Here is a 16825-nt window from a genome sequence, read left to right as displayed (position 1 = left end):
ATCAGCCTTCGACGGCGTGGGAGGTGGAAAGTGAACCCTCGGCCTGCAGTGGCTTCTCCTTCAGGACAGGGACGACCGCGACGGCGCAGGACGCATGCTGAAGGATCGAGGCGGTCACCGAGCCGAGCCTGCCGTGCCCGCGTGCGCCGCCGACCACCATCAAAGCGGCCTCCTTCGACAGATCCAGCAAGGCGTCCTTGGGTGATGCGGCGACAAAGTAGGTGCGCACCGACACCGCGGGATGGGCGGCCCGCCACGGCTGCAACCGTTCGAGCATGTCGTCTTCGGCCGCCGTCGTAATGGCTTGTGTGTCGGGCACCAGCGGCATCGGCGCGCTCCACGCCATCGGCTGCAGATGTCCGACGTGCACCGCCACCAAGGGCAGCCTCCGGATGTCGGCCTCGGCGAAGGCGAACTCGATCGCCGCGTCGGGCGTGTGCCCGGTCATCCCCATGACCACCGACCCACGGTGCCGCGGAACGGGAATCGGGCCGGGCCCACGCACGACGACCACCGGGCAGCACGCGTGCGCCGCCACGTAGCCGGCCACCGACCCCACAACGGCCCGGGCCAGAGCGCCCATCCCGCGCGAGCCCACCACGACCAGCTCCGCGCGGGCCGACAGCTCCACCAGCCGCTCGGCGGCGGCTCCCTCATACAGATCGGTAGCGACATCGGTGATCGTGCTGCACGAGCGGGCGCACTCGCCGCCGTGGTACAGCACGTGCTCGGCGGCCTTGCGCAGGTGGCCTCTGGCCTCCTCGTCGGCCTCGCCGTACGGCCATCGCCAGGCGTGGGACACCGTCAGCGGCAGCTTCCTCAGCTCGGCCTCGTCCATCGCCCACTCCAGGGCCTGCATGGAGAAGTCGGAGCCGTCATAGCCGACGACGACGTCGCGGGAATCAGTCATCCCTTCCACCCCCTTCCCAGGATCGGCGGCAAAGACCTCAGCGTGGCAGGGCGGAAGGTCCCACCGGCGTAGGACCTTCCGCCCTGATTTCCGCTATGGCCATGGCCGGGGAGGTCGTCGGGCCGTCATGGCTGGTCGGTCGGGTGAGACGGCAAAGGCCACCGGCTCCATATGCCGAGGCACGATAGCCATGACCGCCGGGACGCCCACAGTGAGACGCGTGGGACTTTCGCCCTACCCGGCAAGTAGAGGGTCGACAAGCATGGATGGCAGTAACCGCAGTCGCATAGGCAGGCACACGGTCTTATCCGGCCCCGGGTCCGGCTGTCTCGATCGGAGCGTCGACCCGGTGAAGGCGAACCTCTTAGATTCAAAGAGTCAAGGCAACACATTGGGCCGGGGTTCGGTAGCCGAGGCACTTGCGGGGGCGGTTGTTCAGTCGGGCGGCCAGGGCGTCGAGGTCGGCTTGGCTGTACAGGCTCAGATCGATGCCTTTCGGTAGGTATTGCCGGATCAGTTTGTTCGTGTTCTCGTTTGTGCCCCGCTGCCATGGGCTGCGCGGTGCCGCGAAGAAGACGTTGACGCCGGTCGCTTCGGTCAGCAGCCGGTGGCCGGCGAGTTCCATACCGCGGTCCCAGGTCAGAGTGCTGAGCAGGCGAGCATCCATCAGTGAGAACGCCTGCTGCAGGGCGGGGATGACCGTCGTGGTGTGACGGCTGGGCAGCGCGACCATGGTCAGGTAGCGGGACTTGCGGTCGACCAGCGTCGCGACCTGGCTGTTCTTGGCTCCGACGATGAGATCGCCTTCGAGGTGGCCGAGCTCGGTTCGGGCGTTGGCTGCGTCAGGCCGTTCCTCGATCGGTCGTGCCCCGGTGATCTGGGAACGCCACTGGCCCTTGACCGTGTTCTTCTTGTTTTTGCGGATGGGACGGCGGGTGCGCAGCTTGGTGCACAGCTCACGCGGAATCACTTTCCACCGGGTCGTGTAGATCGCGCGGTAGATGCTTTCGTGGCTGATCCGCATAAGCGGGTTGCCGGCGTGCATCAGCCGCAGATGCCCCACGATCTGCTCCGGGGACCACTCGTTGTCGAGCAGTTCGATCACCAACTGGCGCAGCACCGGGTTGCCCTGCAAGGCGGACGATTTTGGGCGACGTGCCTGCTCTTGAGCGCGTTGCTCGGCGGCGACCGCACGGTACTTCACTCGGCCGCCGTTGCGGGCGACCTCCCGGCTCACCGTGGATGCCGGGCGACCGATCGACACGGCGATCGAACGTAGTGAGGTTCCAGCCTCGAGGCCGCGAGAGATCGATTCCCGGTCCTCGGCGCTCAAGCGGTCGGCCCGGCGCGCCCGCTCGGCCGGCGCGATGCCACCGTGATGCTTCAGCACCGTGAAAACCGACCCCGGAGGCTTGCTCAGTGCCCGGGAGATCACGCTGATGGACTCACCGGCGCGCCACCGCCGCCACAAGTCTTCTTTCATCGCGTCCGACATTCCCGGTCGACCCATCCGAGCCACGATCCACCCATCCACTAGCGGCGTTGCGTTGATCGTCTGAATCTAAGGTGGCCCGCTTGAGGATGTCGACGTCCTCGCGCAGCCGACGGTTCTCGCGCCGCAGCGCGGCCAACTCCTCGCGTTCACCACTGGTCAGCCCGTCTCGATCGCCGGTGTCGACCTCGGCTTGCCGGATCCAGTCGCGGACCGCGGTCTCGGTCAGATCGAAGTCTGCTGCCACCTGGCCGATCGAACGGTCACCTCGCCGGCACAACTCAACGATCTCGGTCTTGAACTCGCGGGTGAACGAACGGCGAGGGCGCGGTTTCTTCTTCCCCATGCTCTCCATCATGGACATCCTTCCGGGGACGAGCCCCTGATCTCAGATGCCCGTCAAACCGGATCAAGCCCACCCTGGCCCGAGGATCGATCCCGCCTGAGGATCGATCCCGCCTGCGGCCCCGGCCCTGCGGGACGGGACGCCTTCAGGAGCCGGCCCGGACAAGCCCGGTCTCGTAGGCGAGGATCACCAGTTGCACCCGGTCGCGGACGTTCAGCTTCATCAGGGCGCGGGTGATGTGGGTCTTGGCGGTCAGCGGGCTGATCACGAGTTTTTCCGCGATGTGATCGTTGGACAGGCCTTCGGCCACCAGGCGGACGACCTCGCGCTCGCGGGCGGTGAGGGCTGCCAGCCCGTCGCCGCTCGCCGGCGCGGGCCGATGGGCGAACTGCTGGACGACGCGCCGCGTGACGCCCGGCGACAGCAGTGCCTCCCCTGCCGCGACCACGGCGACGGCGCGGCGTAGTTCGGCGGGCTCGACCTCCTTGGTGAGGAAGCCGCTGGCGCCGGCGCGCAGCGCGGCGAAGACGTGCTCGTCGGTGTCGAACGTGGTGAGGATGATGACCTTGGTCGCCGGGCGTTCGCCGAGGATGCGACGCGTGGCCTCGATGCCGTCCATTCCGGGCATGCGGATGTCCATGAGGATCACGTCGGGCTCCGTGGCCCTTGCCTGCCGTACGGCCTCGTCGCCGGTGGCGGCCTCGGCGACAATGGTGAGGTCCTTGGACCGGCGGAGCAGGGCGCGGAAGCCGGCCCGGACCAGGGCCTGGTCATCGGCGAGCAGGACTTTGACGGTCATGCGCCCAGGGGGATGCTCGCCCGGATGGTGAACCCCCCGCTCCCGTCGATGCTCAGCGTGCCGCCCAGAAGGGTGATGCGCTCGCGCATCCCGGTCAGGCCGTGTCCCTCGGCGGGAGCCGCGGCTCCACGGCCGTCGTCGGTCACCTCGGCGATCACCGTGGTGCTCGTCGAGCGCAGCCGTATCGACACGTGGGTGGCTTGGGCGTGTTTGATGGTGTTGGTCAGTGCCTCCTGGACGAGCCTGTAGGTCGCGACGGCCTGCGGGCCGGGGACCGCCGTGGGGTCGCCCTCCTCGTGCAGGTCGACTTTCAGGCCGGTCGTCCTGGCAGCGGCGACGAGAGCGGCGATCCCGTCCAGGTCCGGCACCGGGGCCGTGTCGCCGTCGATCCGCAGGACCCCGATGAGCGAGCGCAGGTCGGCCATGGCCTTGCCGCGCACCTCCATCGCGGTGCGCAGAGCCGCACGCGTCTCCTCCGGATCCTCCTCCAGCGCGTCGGCGGCCACGTTGAGATGTACGCCGACCACGGCCAGCGTGTGGGCGACGACGTCATGGAGTTCACGGGAGATCTCCAGCCGTTGTTCGGCGAGCCGGCGGCGGGCCTCCGCCTCACTCGCCTGCTCCACCTGCGCCCGCCAGCGCGCCTGGAGGTGACGGGCGTTCCCGACCGCCAGCACGAGCGCGAGCCAGAGCGTCTCGGCTCCGCCGGCGGCGAGCACGCGGGCCGGAGAACCGCCGGTGACGGCCCAGTCCCAGGCCAGCGCGTACAGCAGCAGCACCGCTCCCACGCCCACCGCCCAGCGGGTACGGCCCGAGGCGGCGACGGTGTAGCAGGCCACGGTCAGCGGCCACACCCAGCCGCCCTCGAACAGCCCCGCTCCCTGGAAGGCGAGCAGCACGACCGCCGAGACCAGCAGCACGCCGACCGGCCACCGCCGCCGCACCACCAGCAACCCGCCGAGCAGGAGCCCCATCGTGGCCACCGGCCAGCCGATCGGAGCCCCGACCGCCGCCATCCCGGTCAGGACGGCGACGGTCGTGAGAACCGCGGGCAGCAGAGTGATGATCATCGGCCGGTACGGGGCAGGCGCACCGCGGCCAGGGCCATCCAGCCGAGGCAGGCGGCGATGGCGACGCGCTCCGTCAGCCCCACCACCGGAGGCAGGGAACGCGCGACCATGACGTCCACGAGAGTGACCACAAACAGGATCATTCCAGACACCAGGACATAGGTCGCACCGGTTAGCGGGGCGTCCTTCGGCCATGCGCGGGTGAGCACCACGCCGGCGGCCGTGAAGGCCGCGAAGGCCACCCAGGCGGAGAAGCCGTGCACGGACTCCGACACCGAAGGGTTGTCCCATTGCCCGGGCGGGTCGGCGGGGAAGATCGCGGCCAGGAGGAGCCCCGCCGACCAGAGGCCGAGCAGCCACGTACCCGCCCGGCTGGTACCGGTGCGGGCCACCGCGACCGTCAGGGCCGCCGCGGCCACCGCGATGGCCACCAGCCCCAGCGGAACCAGCCAGCCCGCACCCGTGTTGACGAACCTGCTGATCGTCTCCCCCACGGGGCTCATTTCCCTGTTGACCACGTCCGAGATCACGAAAGCCGCAGTGCCGACACCGACTCCGGCCAGAACCAATTTCTTCATGGCGACGACGTTAGAGAAGACTCCTGATCCTCGGCGTCGTCCGATTGCAGACACCTGCCCGTACATCGATCGGTGTACAAGCACCTGCGGGGTCGGCCCGGCTTCGCAGGGGTGCCACCGGAATACGGCGGAAACGGGCCGCGTCCGCCGGAGACCGCACGTCAGGCCTCCGGGGAGGATCGGACCGGATTTTGGCGCTAGAACCGACCGGCTCGCCGTCCGGTCAGGCGGCGGGAGCGGACGCCGGGGTTTCGGCTGTGGATGGCGGTGCCCGGCGTGGGGCCGGATTGGCTTCCATCGTGGCCCCACTGCGCTGACCTGGGCAGGCGCCGCCCCGAGAACCGGACAGAACCAACGCACTGTCCGGTATACGGCCAAGGGTCGCCGCCGGCGCGCCGCCTCCAGTCAGGCATCCTCGGCGGGGCCGCCGATTGCTTCCTCTCGAATCAAGCGGCCGCGCCCATCCGGCGTCACCTCCAGCCGCCACCCGTCCGGCCACACATGAGCGGCCGCGGGATCGACCGCCACCGCCTCGCCCAGCGAGGGAGTCTTGGTGAAGGTCGCCTCGTCGAACATGGTGTCCCCGGTGAAGGTCGCCCCGCCGAACCCGGCATCATCGGTGAAGGTCGCCCCGCTGAACCAGGTGTCCCCGGTGAAGGTCGCCCCGCCGAACCAGGTGTCCCCGGTGAAGGTCGCCCCGCCGAACAGGGTGCCCCCGGTGAAGGTCGCCCCGCCGAACAGGGCACTCCCAATGAAGGTCACCCCGCCGAACCCGGCGTCGGTGACGTGGCCGCCGGTCAGGTTGAAGCCGATGAGGGTGGCGCCGGTCAGGTCCAGGCGCATCCTCTCCCAGAAGGTCGGTGCGGCCGGGAGGGTGGAGCGCTGGTCTGCGGGGCGTTCGTCGCGCAGGTGGTCGGTGAGGATGCGTTGGGCGGTGAGGCGGACCTGGCGTTCGCCTTCGGCGTCCTGACTCGTGCCGGCGCCGGTCGGGCCGGGTGGGGGTGTGGTGCGTCCGCGCGCGGCGGCGCGTAGGGCGTGGTGGCGGCGCCGGGCGGCGCGCAGGGCCTCGGCCCGGTCGGCGGCCTCATCGAGTCTCGGGGGCAGGGTGTATGGCATCCGTAGGTAGGCGCAGATGACGTTGACGATGGTCTGGCGGTGGCCGGGGTTGTCCTGGGCCAGGCGTTCCAGCGCGTACAAGCCGCCCAGCCGGACGGCGGCCTTGTCGCTGCCGAGTTGCTCGACGGCCTTGGTGTACAGCTCGGTGACCCGGCGCTCGGTGGCGTCGTGCTTGGTGTTGTCGGCCACCTGCTCGGTCAGCTGGGCGTTGCGTTCGGCGAGGTAGGCGGTGACGTGCGCGGCGTGCTCCTGGTGACGCTGCCGGCGGAAGGCCGGCATCAGCGTGACCGCCGCGCCGACCCCGGCACCGGCCGCCAGCGCGGTCTGGATCGCACCCTGACGGGCGGTGGCCTCGGCCGCGCTCCACCCGGCCCCCAGCAGCAGCCAGGCCAGCCCACCGACCACCCCACCCACCAGCAACGTGACCGGCACGATCCACCACGCCGCCGGCCGGGGAGTACGCAACCGCGGCGGAACCACCTCCGCCGCGACAACCGGCACATCAACTCGGGAGGAAAGGCGACGCGGCAGTAACGGCATGCCCTCCATTCCAGCCGCCCGCGGCCCGCATCCGGCCGGACGCTACATGATCGTTATCGCCGCGAATCAGACAGGGGTGCCACCGGAATACGGCGGAAACGGGCCGCGCCCGCTGGAGACCGCACGTCAGGCGGTGGGAGCGGAAGCCGGGGTTTCGGCTGTGGATGGCGGCGCCCGGTGTGGGGCCGGATTGGCTCCCACAGCGCCCACACTGCGCTGACCTGGTCGGACGGCGTCCCAAGAACCGGACAGAATGAAGGTTCTGTCCGATATGCCCGCCGCCGTTGCCTCTTTCTCCCGTACTTAGTCTGCCCCCCTTCAAGGCCGCCGAAGGCGTCGCTCTCCGGCTCGTAGATGCCGCCGACCCAACCGACCGCCAGGTCGTCGGCGCGCAGCCGGAGCTTTCCTTCCTTGCGCAGGAAGTGGAAGCGGCACCCCCTTCACGGTGGCGACCTAGGCGGCCAGCCGGGCCCGGGTCCAGGCGAGCGCGGCCAGCGCGGCGCGTGCCTGGTAGGCGCGCAAGTGCGGCACACCCGGCGGCGGAGACAGCTTGCTCGCCCGCGTCCAGTACCCGGCGTACGCGGCGGCGTAGCTGGTGACCACGAGGCCGGGCAGGTCGTGCCACGCGGGCACACCGCCGAGTGTTTTCTCCGCATCGAGCGGCGCGTGCCCGGCCATGATCATGTGCGGGATCAGGTCCACGACGTCCTGCCATGCGGCGCCGATCGACGGCTGCGCCCAGTCAACGACCATCAGCGCGTCATCGCTGTCGCGGATGAGCAGGTCGTCCGGCCGAATGTCGCCGTGGACCAGCGAGGGCCCGGCCGTGCAGGCAACCCACACGCGTTCGAGGTCGGCCGGCATGCCCAGCCGATCCCGTTCCCACGGGCCAAGGCCGGCGGCGGGATCGTCCGCGGCGCCGCAGCGCAGCAACTCCGCCCAGCCGTGCAGCAGTCCGCCACGCGCCTGGGGTCCCGGTAGTAATGGCGGAAAATCCAACGGATATCGCTGACCAGCGTCGACGTAGAGCATCCAGGCAAGATCAGCGGCATCCTCGGCCCGATGCGCGGCGCCCGCCAACTGGCGCACCAGCTCTGCAACGCTCTTGCATCAGAGCAGTTCAGAGGCATATCCGTTGGATTTTCCGCGATTACTACCGGGACCCCTATTAGCCCTTTCTGGCTTACTTGGTCTGCCCCCCCAATCCGGGCCGTTCGTCGACGAGGACCAGGAGCACGCCGAGGAGGCGGCCCGGTTGCCGGAAGACTTCAAGGGGCAACCTTTCGGCGATCCCCCGAACAGAGGAGATGCCAATGGGCGCGGCCCAGTTCGACCACCACCGCCTTGAGAACAGCGCACTGTCAGTCCCGAACGACAACCCCGAGACAGCGAAGGTGCTCGCGATTCTCGCGCTCGCCGCAGCAGTCAACCGGCTGGCCGAGGCGCATGAGGAGGCCAACTCCTGAGCCATCACGATGCTGTCGTTCTAGTCCCGATTGATACTCAACGCGTCGAGTATCAATCGGGACTAGACAAAATAAATCTCTGCGAAGCATCGTGACACGGAGAACTTCGGGAGAAATAATCCAATTCGAGTTCGGTGATCAACGGGGTGGATCGCCGCCACGGGCTTCAGTTCTTCTCTGCCTACGGGGGCACATGTGAACAGGTTCCGTCATGCTCTCGCTGTGCTGAGCAGCCTCTTTACTCTCAGCGCTCTCCTTATCACACCCGGTGCGGCAAGCGCATCCGTCCCCGAGCCCGGCCTGGTGGCCGCGTTCGGCATGAACGAGGGCAGCGGCTCCGCGATCGGCGACGCATCCGGAAACGGCAACAACGGCACGGCCACCGCCACCACCTGGGTGGATGGCAAGTTCGGTAAGGCTCTGTCGTTCGATGGCCTGTCGGGCCTGGTGACGGTGAACAGCTCGGCGAGCCTGCGACTGTCGTCGGCGATGACGCTGGAGGCATGGGTGAATCCCGCCACCGCCGATGGCCGACGACCCGTCATCGCGAAGGGCCTCGGCGAGGAGCCAGAGTACGCGCTGACCGAGAGCGACGGCCTGAGATCGCAGGACGAGGGGATACCCACGGCGTACGTGAACACCCTTAGCCTCCGGAAGCTACGCGCCAGCCGTAGCCTCCCCGTCTACGGCTGGCACCACCTCGCCGCGACCTATGACGGGCAGTGGCTGCGGATATACATCGACGGCTTTCTGTCGCGGCGGACCGCGGTCACCGGGACCATCCAGTCAAACGACGGGGCGCTGCTGATCGGCGGTCATCCCGTCTGGGGTGAGTACTTCAAGGGCTCCATCGACGAAGTGCGGATCTACAACGTGGCCAGGACCACTGCCCAGATCCAGCTCGACATGGCCAATCCGATCACGGCGACCGACAGCCCACCGTCGGCTCCCACGGACCTGACCGTCTCGACCACGTACGCCGACGTGGGGCTCCGGTGGAAGGCCTCGAGCGATGACTACGGTGTGCGGGGGTACGAGGTCCACCGCTCGACGATCTCTGGCTTCACCCCCTCTTCCAGCACCTGGATCGGCGCCACCACCTCTGCGGGTTCCACGCTCTACTCCGATGTGGGCCAGCCGTCGGGCGTGTACTACTACCGCGTCGTCGCGCTGGACACCGCCACGCAGGCCAGCGCGCCTTCGAACCAGGCCACCGCGACGATCACGACGCCCGGAGATCCGCCGTCGGCGCCCGGCCCGCTCACCGCAGGCGGCAGACTCGACGGAGCCGAGCTGAGCTTCGTCAAAGCCGAAGGCGTTCACGGTGTCAGCCACTACCAGCTCCACCGGTCGACAACGCCTGGCTTCACGCCCAATGACCAGACCCGGATCGCCAACATCACCACCACGCTCTACAGCGACTACTACCTGGAGGACGGGGTTTACTACTACCGGGTCATCGCCGTGGACTACGCCGGCCAGGTCGGGCCCCCGTCCAACGAGGCGTCGGCGAGGATTCCCGATCTCCCGCCCACTGCTCCGGAGGCCACCGTGCAGGCGGGGGCAGGCCGCGCGGAGATCTCCTGGACGGCAGCCTCGGACGACGACGCGGTAACCGCGTACGAGGTCTGGCGATCCACCTTCTGGAACTTTTCGGCGGGCAGCACCGCTTCGGTCCTGGTCGGCAAGGTCACCACGCGGTCCGTCGTGGACACAGGACTGTCCGCGGGCCGCTACTACTACCGTGTACGCGCTCTGGATACCGCCCACCAGCCCGGTGAACTGTCCGCCAGTGCCGCCGCCGACGTGACGGAGTGCCCGCCCGCCGACTGCCTCGTCGCCGCGTACGGCATGGAAGACGGCGGCGTCACCGTCACCGACGCGTCCGGCAACGGCAACAACGGCACGGCCACCGCCACCACCTCAGCCGACGGCAAGCACGGCAGGGCGCTCGCGTTCATCTCGACCACCAGTGAGGTCATGGTGCCCTACTCCCCGTCGCTGCACCTGGACACGGCCATGACCGTGGAGGCGTGGGTCTACCCGACGGAGATCACCGGGTCCCACGTGTTGGCGTCCAAGGGGTCCGGGCAGCGGTGGGGGCAACACGCATTCACCCTGTACTCGACTTTCGCCAACTGGAACGAGCCGCCGTCCGGTCCCTACATCGTGATCGACAGTTACGGCGTCTCGCACACGAGCGTGCTGCCGGTAAACACGTGGACCCATCTCGCGGCCACCTTCGGCGGCGGCAAGATACGCCTGTACGTGAACGGGGTCTTGGTACCCAAGGACTACGAGCCCACCTACGATCCGATCAAACCGGAGACCAACCCGATATACCTCGGCCGCTCCCACCTCGGCGACAGGTCCTTCAAGGGACTGATCGACGATGTCCGCATCTACACCACGCCCCTGACCGCCGAACAGATCCAGGCGGACATGAACACCCCGGTCGGAGGAGGCACCTGATCACTGCGGGTTCACGTACGGGGTCTCGGTAGTTTCGGCGAAATTTTCAACGGATATGCAGGTCAGAGCCTCCTTAGGACCTTCGAGTACAGCTTGGAAGACGGGCCGCTGACCTGCATATCCGTTGTTTCCTGCGCCATTACTACCGGGACCCCGAGGAGGAGGAAGCCGTCAGGGAGGTTGGGACCAGTCACAGGCCCGTGCTCTCCGGCCGAGCGCTGAGCCGCTGGTCGGTGTCCTCGCAGCCCGAGAGGGCCTCGTTGATCCGGCGGGCCATGGCGAGAGCGGCGGTCCAGCCGTGGCGGATCCGGTCACGGTCGTCGGCCACGACGCGGCGGCGGTGAGGGCGGTGCCGGCGTACCGCTCGAACGCGCCGTGGTCTTCCATGTCGTCGGCTGCCTGGCCCAGCATGTCGACGATGAACTCGGCCATGGCGGGGCTGGTGAGGACGATCCACTCGGCCACGCGCGCGTCGAGCATGCCGGTGATGAAATCCGACTCGTACATGGCCTTCGAGGAGGCTGAGTGCAGAAATTAGCGGTAGAGAGTTGATCTTCGTACCGATTCGGTGACGGCCCCCGTTTGGGCAGGTCTCGGGCCCTACGTTCCTGGGCCATGCCTTTCGAATTTCTCTCTGATGAGCAGATCGCCCGCTATGGCCGCTTCCCCGAGGAGCCCTCGGCCGCGCCGACATCTACGCCTGCGAGTTGGAGGCCGCTCACCCGGCGCCGCACTTCTCCCTGGTCCGGGCGATGGGCGGCACCGATGACGATGGAAGGGAACGATGGCACGGCCGGTACCCAGCAGCCACTGGGCCAGGGCGGCGTTGAAGCTTCCCGTCACCAGGTCCTCCAGCGTGGCCCTGCCGAACGGGATGAATGTCCGGGCCTCGAACGCGGACGGCGACCCCGCCGGGTACGGCCCGGCCACACCGGTATCGGGGTCGAGGTACCCGGGCTTGAGGGTGAGCACCGCCTCGGCGTCTGCGAGCAGCACCCCCACCCAGCCGGGCCCGTTGTCGGCCCACGCGACGTCCACGATGTCGGACCGGCCGATTCCGAGCGTCGCTCCTGATCCGGGGGCCGACGACCTGAAGAGCCGCGCGGGTCCCCAGGGCTTATCTCCCGGTGGTGTGGAGATAGCCGGCGACGGCGAAGGCCGCCTCGCTGTCCAGCACGATTGCGTGATCGATGATCTGGCCGTTGGACAGCACGAGGCGCAGGCCACTGGCCGACGGCAGCACTCGGGTGGGCAGGCCGCTGCGGTCGAGCTGCCGCTGCAGCCACACCGCCTGGGCGATGCGGTAGTCGACGCCGGAGTAGGCCGCGTCATAGTGCTGGATGAGCACCTGGCGAGGCCGCAACGCCGCGGCGATGACGGGCACGTCGCGGGTTTCCAGGTGACATGCCTCGGCGCGGCCCGGCGCCCGGTCGATGTTGGAGGCGTCCGCGTGGGCGATCACCAGGACAGGGGCTGGGGAGATCACGGCCACCTGGTGAAGAAGATCCGGCGCGAGGGTGGTGTCGGAGGTATACCAGATCGCCCCGGCCGCGCTCTCGTAGATCAGGCCGATCGCCGAGCCGGTGCAGCCGCGTTCCTCGAGGTGCAGCGCCGGGGTGGCATGCAGGACCAGGTCGCCGACCCGCACCGACGCCTCGCCGGGGCCGTCGGTCGCCGGATGCGCGAGCGTGACCAGGTCCACCATCCCGTCCTGGCCCACGTGGTAGGGGGAGAACGCGGCGAACCGCTCGGCCGTCGTGGGGTTGACCAGCACGAGCTTCCGGTCTGGGGTGGCCGCGTGGCTGGCCATGCCCTCCAGGCACGGGATCAGGTCGCTGTAGTGATCGGGGTGGAAATGCGTGACGGCGACGGCGTCCAACTCGCTCCATGCGAACAACCCTTGCTCGGCGAGCTGCAGCAGCAGGCCCAGCGCGGCCGGGCCGGGGTCGACGAGCACAGTGGTGGCCGCGGTGCGGACAAGGTGGCCGCCGGCGCCGCCGGCGAGCATCCCGTACCGGCAGCCCAGCGCCCCCAGCAGCACCACCTCGCACGTGCCTGGTGCCGGGCGGGCCGCACGCGGCGGGTCGGCGACCAGGGGATGGCGCATCGCGATGTCGGCGGCATCGGCCGCCGCCAGGATCGAGAGCAGCTCGTCGTCGGAGGCCGCCCGCAGGCGCATGGCCACGTCGGATTCCGGCATGCCGGCTCTGGCCATGGATCCCCCGACGTCTTGGTGCCCGATCCCGGACACCCGATTATGCCGGTCCCCCTTGTGGTCGAGGGGGAAGCCGGGGAAGTCCGGTGGCGGCCCGGGCCTTCGCCGGGCTCCGTCGCGGGACGGCGAACGTCATCGCGTCTGCGGTGCCCGGCCGGGGCGGGCTCGGCCCGGTAACCGGCCACATCAGGACGGCTGTCTTCTTCTGTTTCGCGCCGCGGTTGCGATCCCGCTCCCACCGCCTCCGCCCGTGTCACATGATCCATGTGTAGTTGTCGTCAGTGACCGCGGGTAAGCCCGCATCGGTGATGGCGGCCAGGGCGGGACCGATCGGCGGGAAGATCGGCAGATCCCGGGTTGTGCGGTAGTCCCTCCACTCGATATGGCCCACCTCGTGGGTGCCGTCGGGGAGTTCGTCGTGTTCGACGGTGGCCAGGCCGGCGCGCACCTGCGGGGTGAGGTGAACGCGGTGGATCAGGTGGTCGGCGCGGGCCCGGCAGACCTCACTGACCCGCAGCACCAGGGCCAGGTCGCGTAGGTTGTCCCCGGCGGCCTGCACCATCCGGCCGATCTCGCCGCCGTCGCGCGCCGGGGTGATGCCCTCGGAGCTGACGCGCGGCCGTACGGCTAAAGGGCAAGATGGGCGATCTGCCGGAGGCTCAGCTCGCCGCGGTGCGCGGGATGATCTTCACCATCTTCGGCTGCGCGGGTTGACCGCGGCTCCCGCGGCGCCGATTACCGGTGGCGTTACGGCGCCCGCGCCGAGCACGTGCACTATCTGATCCGACGCGAGGCGGAACACACTCGGGGCAAGACCGTCTGAAGGGAGCCTGCGGATCGGGACGATCCGCAGGCTCCCTTCAGGGATCTGTGACGTTCAACCGTGCTGTCGCGGCGACTTCGACTACGGCTACGCGGCCAGTGACGACTCGATCAGCGCTACGGTGGCGCGCGGGTTCTCCACGCCGATGACCAGGCGCGCGTACTGCTCGTCGGCCAGTTCGATCACCACCGCCCGACTCGCGTCACGGATGTCCCAAAACACTCTTTCGCCATCCATGTGGAAGGTGCCCGCCGTGATAACACCGGGGATGTGCGCCCCCGGCGCGCGTATGCCCTTCGGCTCGGTGACCACACCCGGATCCGCCGTGGCGCCGCGGACGTTGGCCAGCGGAATGACCAGGCGGCTCTTCAGTGCCCAGAGCTTGTCCAGTCCTTCGATCTCCACAACGAGGGAACCTTCTTCGATGTGCACCTGTGCCATGCCTGAACTCCTTAGGAGAGGTTGCTCGCCCTGGCCCGTAGCCGAAGGCCCAACAGTTGCGCGGTGAACCGGACGGCCGCGGGCGCGTCGAGGCCAAGGGATGATGCGGCGGCGTGGTCGAGGGCAGTGATCGCGCCACCGACCTCCTTGGCCACCTCGGCATCTTCTGGCGCTCGTTCGGCCGTGGCCATCAACAGCAGATCCAGGCCCGGCGCCTCCAGCGCGCTCCGCACCGCCCTCTCCGGCTCGCCGGCCCGGGTGATCTGCTCGATCATCGGCGCCAGGTGATGCTCCAGCGACCACCGCAGCGCGGCCAGGTAGAGGCCGCGCTTGCTACCGAACGTCTTGTAGAGACTGTTGCGGTGCACTCCCAGATGAGCGACAAGCTCGTCGATGGAGATGCCGTCGTAGGAGCGGCTGGCGAACAGCTCCGCGGCCATCTGGACCACCATGGCCTCGTCAAATCCTCGCGGTCGACCCATGGCAGGACCGTATCGAGTTTAGGAACAATTAGTCAAGAACAATCATTCCTGAACTCTGTGAGCTGGCCGCGCTGGCCCGGCAGTTGAACCTGAACCTGATCGAGGACGCCTGCCAGGCTCAGGGCAGTCGTCACCGCGGGCGGCTGGCCGGGACCTTCGGGGAGGTTGGCTGCTTCAGCCTCAATGACGGCAAGATCTACGCCGCCGGTGAGGGCGGCTACCTTCTCATCGACAACCCGGTCATCGCCGCCCGCGCGGCGGCTTATCGCACCCACTGAGCCATCGACGCGCCCGGGATGCCCGCGGGCAGCCGTCTGGGCCGCAACTACCGGCTGCGGCCTGACGCCGACACCCCGCCCAGCATGACGATCGAACGGGTCAGCCAGGACCTGCCGGTCTTCGCCTCCGACGATCTCCAAGGCCGGATGGACGCCGCAGCCGCGCTCGACCCGCTGGAGGGCCGCTGGCCGCGCAGACGGCACACCCGAACGTGCAGCCCGGCTGGGGGTTCAGCCCACATAAGGTCAAAACCCACATTCGGTGGATCATGAACGGGTGTTGGAGTGCTCTTCCTCACACCACGCGGGGCACTGTTTCATCTGGTCGGGCCTCATTCCGGATGGATCGTCACTACGTTCCAGCGTGCTGGCATGCCGTCGCCATGGCACTCCACCGCGGTCGCTGACCTGCCGCAATCAGCATGCCGCCATAAGGGACGAGCTCTATGATCAGGTTCGCCCTGATCGTTGAGATTCGGAGAAGATGTCAATCTCATGCGCCGTACCATGGTCCTTCTGGGTGGCCTCGCCCTCGCCGTCGGCGCGTTCGCCCTCTTCTACCGGGGCCCGGGACAACCGTTCATCCGCGGTTACGTGAGCGACGTCGGCGCCACCATGCTGGTCTACGCGTTCTTGGGGCTGCTGTGGCGCACCACCGCCGCACGCCGCACCCTGGCCACGGCCGCGATCGCCGCCGCCGTCGAGTTTTACCAAATAGTCGGCATGACCCCGCCGGGCATCGGCGGTGTCCTGGTCGGCGCGTTTCCCGACCCATGGGACCTGGTCGCCTATGCCATCGGTGTGGTCGCGGCTCTGGCCTGGGAACGCCGATTGGTCCGATCCGGTGATCAGACCGGCTGACTCTCGGACTCCACCCCACCGGCACGCTGGCGGTACGGATGCCCCACAGCGGCGAGGTCATCGGGTTCGTCCTGCGCGGCGGCCAGCCGTTGCAAAAGCAGGACGAGGTCCGGCCCATATAAGCCCGAAACCCACATTCACCAGGCGTTGCCACTGGCGAGGAGCCTGATGGGCGGCGCGCGGCGGACACGGGTTGATGTACCGGATAAGGGACGGTTATCCGGTACATGGCCGTCGCCAAGGTATCGGCGACCTGCGGGTTCACCGGAACGATCGCCGCGCGACTCGGGTGCGTTATCCGGTACATCAGCAGCCCAGCGAGATCGAATGTGGGTTTTGGGCTTATGTGGGCCGGACCCCGGCTGGACTGCTCACCTCCTGGAGCCCCAACCGAATCGGGCCCACCGGCCAACCCACACCCGGGATCAGCAGTCTCACAGGCATCTCATTGCTCACACGCTGGAGGACTCACCGGCGCGTCTCCCCCTGGTCCAGGCCGCTGTTCTCGCCGCTGCCGTCGTGCTCGCCCCCGCCGTTTCTGCCCAGGCGGCGGCCCTTCCGGCGGTCCAAATCGTGAAGGTCTACTACGACTCGCCCGGCTCGGACCTGCGCAGCAACGCCAGCCTCAACGGCGAGTACGTCGTGATCAAGAACACCACCCGCACCGCGATCGACCTGGCCGGATGGACGCTGCGTGACAAGACCGGCTATTAGTACAGCTTCGGGGACGACCAGATCCTCGGTGCCGGCAAGAAACTCACCATCCGCACCGGCCGGGGCCAGTCAGGCACGAGCACCGTCTACTGGGGCCGGCGAGCCTACGTCTGGAACAACGACAAGGACACCGCCTCCATCCGCAACGCCTCCGCGCGGCTCGTCGACTCCTGCTCCTACAACTCGACCCGGGTCGACTGGATCAACTGCGCGTAGACCCAC

18 protein-coding genes and 1 pseudogene are annotated in these 16825 nt (G+C 68.5%); 5 read left to right on the top strand and 14 right to left on the bottom strand.

Annotated features, from left to right (window positions below; translation table 11 throughout):
- Position 1: 1 nt before the first annotated feature.
- The 8 genes from J2S55_RS37415 to J2S55_RS37380 all read right to left on the bottom strand — a co-directional run bounded on the left by J2S55_RS37415 (position 2) and on the right by J2S55_RS37380 (position 7940).
- Positions 2-910 (bottom strand): universal stress protein, encoded by a 909-nt coding sequence (locus J2S55_RS37415; RefSeq protein WP_306870915.1) that lies wholly within the window; start codon positions 908-910, stop codon positions 2-4.
- A gap of 370 nt (positions 911-1280) precedes the next feature.
- On the bottom strand, positions 1281-2393 hold the full coding sequence (locus J2S55_RS37410; protein ID WP_306870913.1) for an IS30 family transposase: 1113 nt from the start codon (positions 2391-2393) through the stop codon (positions 1281-1283).
- Entirely contained in the window at positions 2356-2760 is a 405-nt protein-coding gene (locus J2S55_RS37405) for a transposase (RefSeq protein ID WP_306870910.1), read from the bottom strand. Before J2S55_RS37405 ends, J2S55_RS37410 begins: the two co-directional genes overlap by 38 nt.
- A gap of 133 nt (positions 2761-2893) precedes the next feature.
- Positions 2894-3547 (bottom strand): response regulator, encoded by a 654-nt coding sequence (locus J2S55_RS37400; RefSeq protein WP_306870909.1) that lies wholly within the window; start codon positions 3545-3547, stop codon positions 2894-2896.
- Positions 3544-4617, bottom strand: coding sequence for a sensor histidine kinase (locus J2S55_RS37395; protein WP_306870906.1), 1074 nt, complete (start codon positions 4615-4617; stop codon positions 3544-3546). The genes J2S55_RS37400 and J2S55_RS37395 overlap by 4 nt, the downstream gene beginning before the upstream one ends.
- The gene (locus J2S55_RS37390) at positions 4614-5195 is read right to left on the bottom strand and encodes a DUF998 domain-containing protein (RefSeq protein ID WP_306870904.1); all 582 of its coding nucleotides are present in this window, start codon (positions 5193-5195) and stop codon (positions 4614-4616) included. The genes J2S55_RS37395 and J2S55_RS37390 overlap by 4 nt, the downstream gene beginning before the upstream one ends.
- 405 nt (positions 5196-5600) lie before the next feature.
- A complete protein-coding gene (locus tag J2S55_RS37385) occupies positions 5601-6776 on the bottom strand; it encodes a pentapeptide repeat-containing protein (protein ID WP_306870903.1) in 1176 nt (391 codons plus the stop codon).
- Positions 6777-7304: 528 nt separating this feature from the next.
- Positions 7305-7940 (bottom strand): hypothetical protein, encoded by a 636-nt coding sequence (locus J2S55_RS37380; protein ID WP_306870902.1) that lies wholly within the window; start codon positions 7938-7940, stop codon positions 7305-7307.
- Positions 7941-8158: 218 nt separating this feature from the next.
- Here J2S55_RS37380 and J2S55_RS37375 point away from each other — a divergent pair, with 218 nt between their 5' ends.
- Positions 8159-8317: a hypothetical protein gene (locus tag J2S55_RS37375; RefSeq protein WP_306870901.1), complete on the top strand. Its 159-nt coding sequence runs from the start codon at positions 8159-8161 to the stop codon at positions 8315-8317.
- 222 nt (positions 8318-8539) lie between these two features.
- Positions 8540-10789 carry a LamG-like jellyroll fold domain-containing protein gene (locus tag J2S55_RS37370; protein WP_306870899.1) on the top strand — a complete coding sequence of 750 codons (2250 nt, stop codon included), beginning with the start codon at positions 8540-8542 and terminating at the stop codon, positions 10787-10789.
- A gap of 171 nt (positions 10790-10960) precedes the next feature.
- Here the strand turns inward: J2S55_RS37370 and J2S55_RS37365 are convergent, their stop codons facing one another.
- The 6 genes from J2S55_RS37365 to J2S55_RS37340 form a co-directional block, all read right to left on the bottom strand.
- Entirely contained in the window at positions 10961-11296 is a 336-nt protein-coding gene (locus tag J2S55_RS37365) for a hypothetical protein (RefSeq protein WP_306870898.1), read from the bottom strand.
- A 93-nt stretch (positions 11297-11389) separates the two neighbouring features.
- On the bottom strand, positions 11390-11827 hold the full coding sequence (locus tag J2S55_RS37360; RefSeq protein WP_306870897.1) for a PhzF family phenazine biosynthesis protein: 438 nt from the start codon (positions 11825-11827) through the stop codon (positions 11390-11392).
- 79 nt (positions 11828-11906) lie between these two features.
- Positions 11907-12989, bottom strand: coding sequence for an MBL fold metallo-hydrolase (locus J2S55_RS37355; protein ID WP_306870896.1), 1083 nt, complete (start codon positions 12987-12989; stop codon positions 11907-11909).
- A 268-nt stretch (positions 12990-13257) separates the two neighbouring features.
- Positions 13258-13566, bottom strand: coding sequence for a hypothetical protein (locus J2S55_RS37350; protein WP_306870893.1), 309 nt, complete (start codon positions 13564-13566; stop codon positions 13258-13260).
- A 348-nt stretch (positions 13567-13914) separates the two neighbouring features.
- The gene (locus J2S55_RS37345; RefSeq protein ID WP_306870890.1) at positions 13915-14268 is read right to left on the bottom strand and encodes a hypothetical protein; all 354 of its coding nucleotides are present in this window, start codon (positions 14266-14268) and stop codon (positions 13915-13917) included.
- 11 nt (positions 14269-14279) lie between these two features.
- Positions 14280-14750: a TetR/AcrR family transcriptional regulator gene (locus tag J2S55_RS37340; RefSeq protein ID WP_306870888.1), complete on the bottom strand. Its 471-nt coding sequence runs from the start codon at positions 14748-14750 to the stop codon at positions 14280-14282.
- A gap of 41 nt (positions 14751-14791) precedes the next feature.
- Here J2S55_RS37340 and J2S55_RS37335 point away from each other — a divergent pair, with 41 nt between their 5' ends.
- From J2S55_RS37335 to J2S55_RS37325, 3 genes and pseudogenes are all read left to right on the top strand, one after another.
- Positions 14792-15028, top strand: coding sequence for a DegT/DnrJ/EryC1/StrS family aminotransferase (locus J2S55_RS37335; RefSeq protein WP_306875723.1), 237 nt, complete (start codon positions 14792-14794; stop codon positions 15026-15028).
- A gap of 495 nt (positions 15029-15523) precedes the next feature.
- Positions 15524-15889 (top strand): DUF2809 domain-containing protein, encoded by a 366-nt coding sequence (locus tag J2S55_RS37330; RefSeq protein WP_306870886.1) that lies wholly within the window; start codon positions 15524-15526, stop codon positions 15887-15889.
- 573 nt (positions 15890-16462) lie between these two features.
- Positions 16463-16819, top strand: a pseudogene (locus tag J2S55_RS37325) (lamin tail domain-containing protein).
- The last annotated feature ends 6 nt before the right edge of the window (positions 16820-16825 follow it).

This window comes from Streptosporangium brasiliense, from assembly GCF_030811595.1.
Classification (GTDB): Bacteria; Actinomycetota; Actinomycetes; order Streptosporangiales; family Streptosporangiaceae; genus Streptosporangium; species Streptosporangium brasiliense.
Note: the sequence above shows the minus strand (reverse complement) of the source record. Positions and strands in the feature narration are given on the sequence as shown.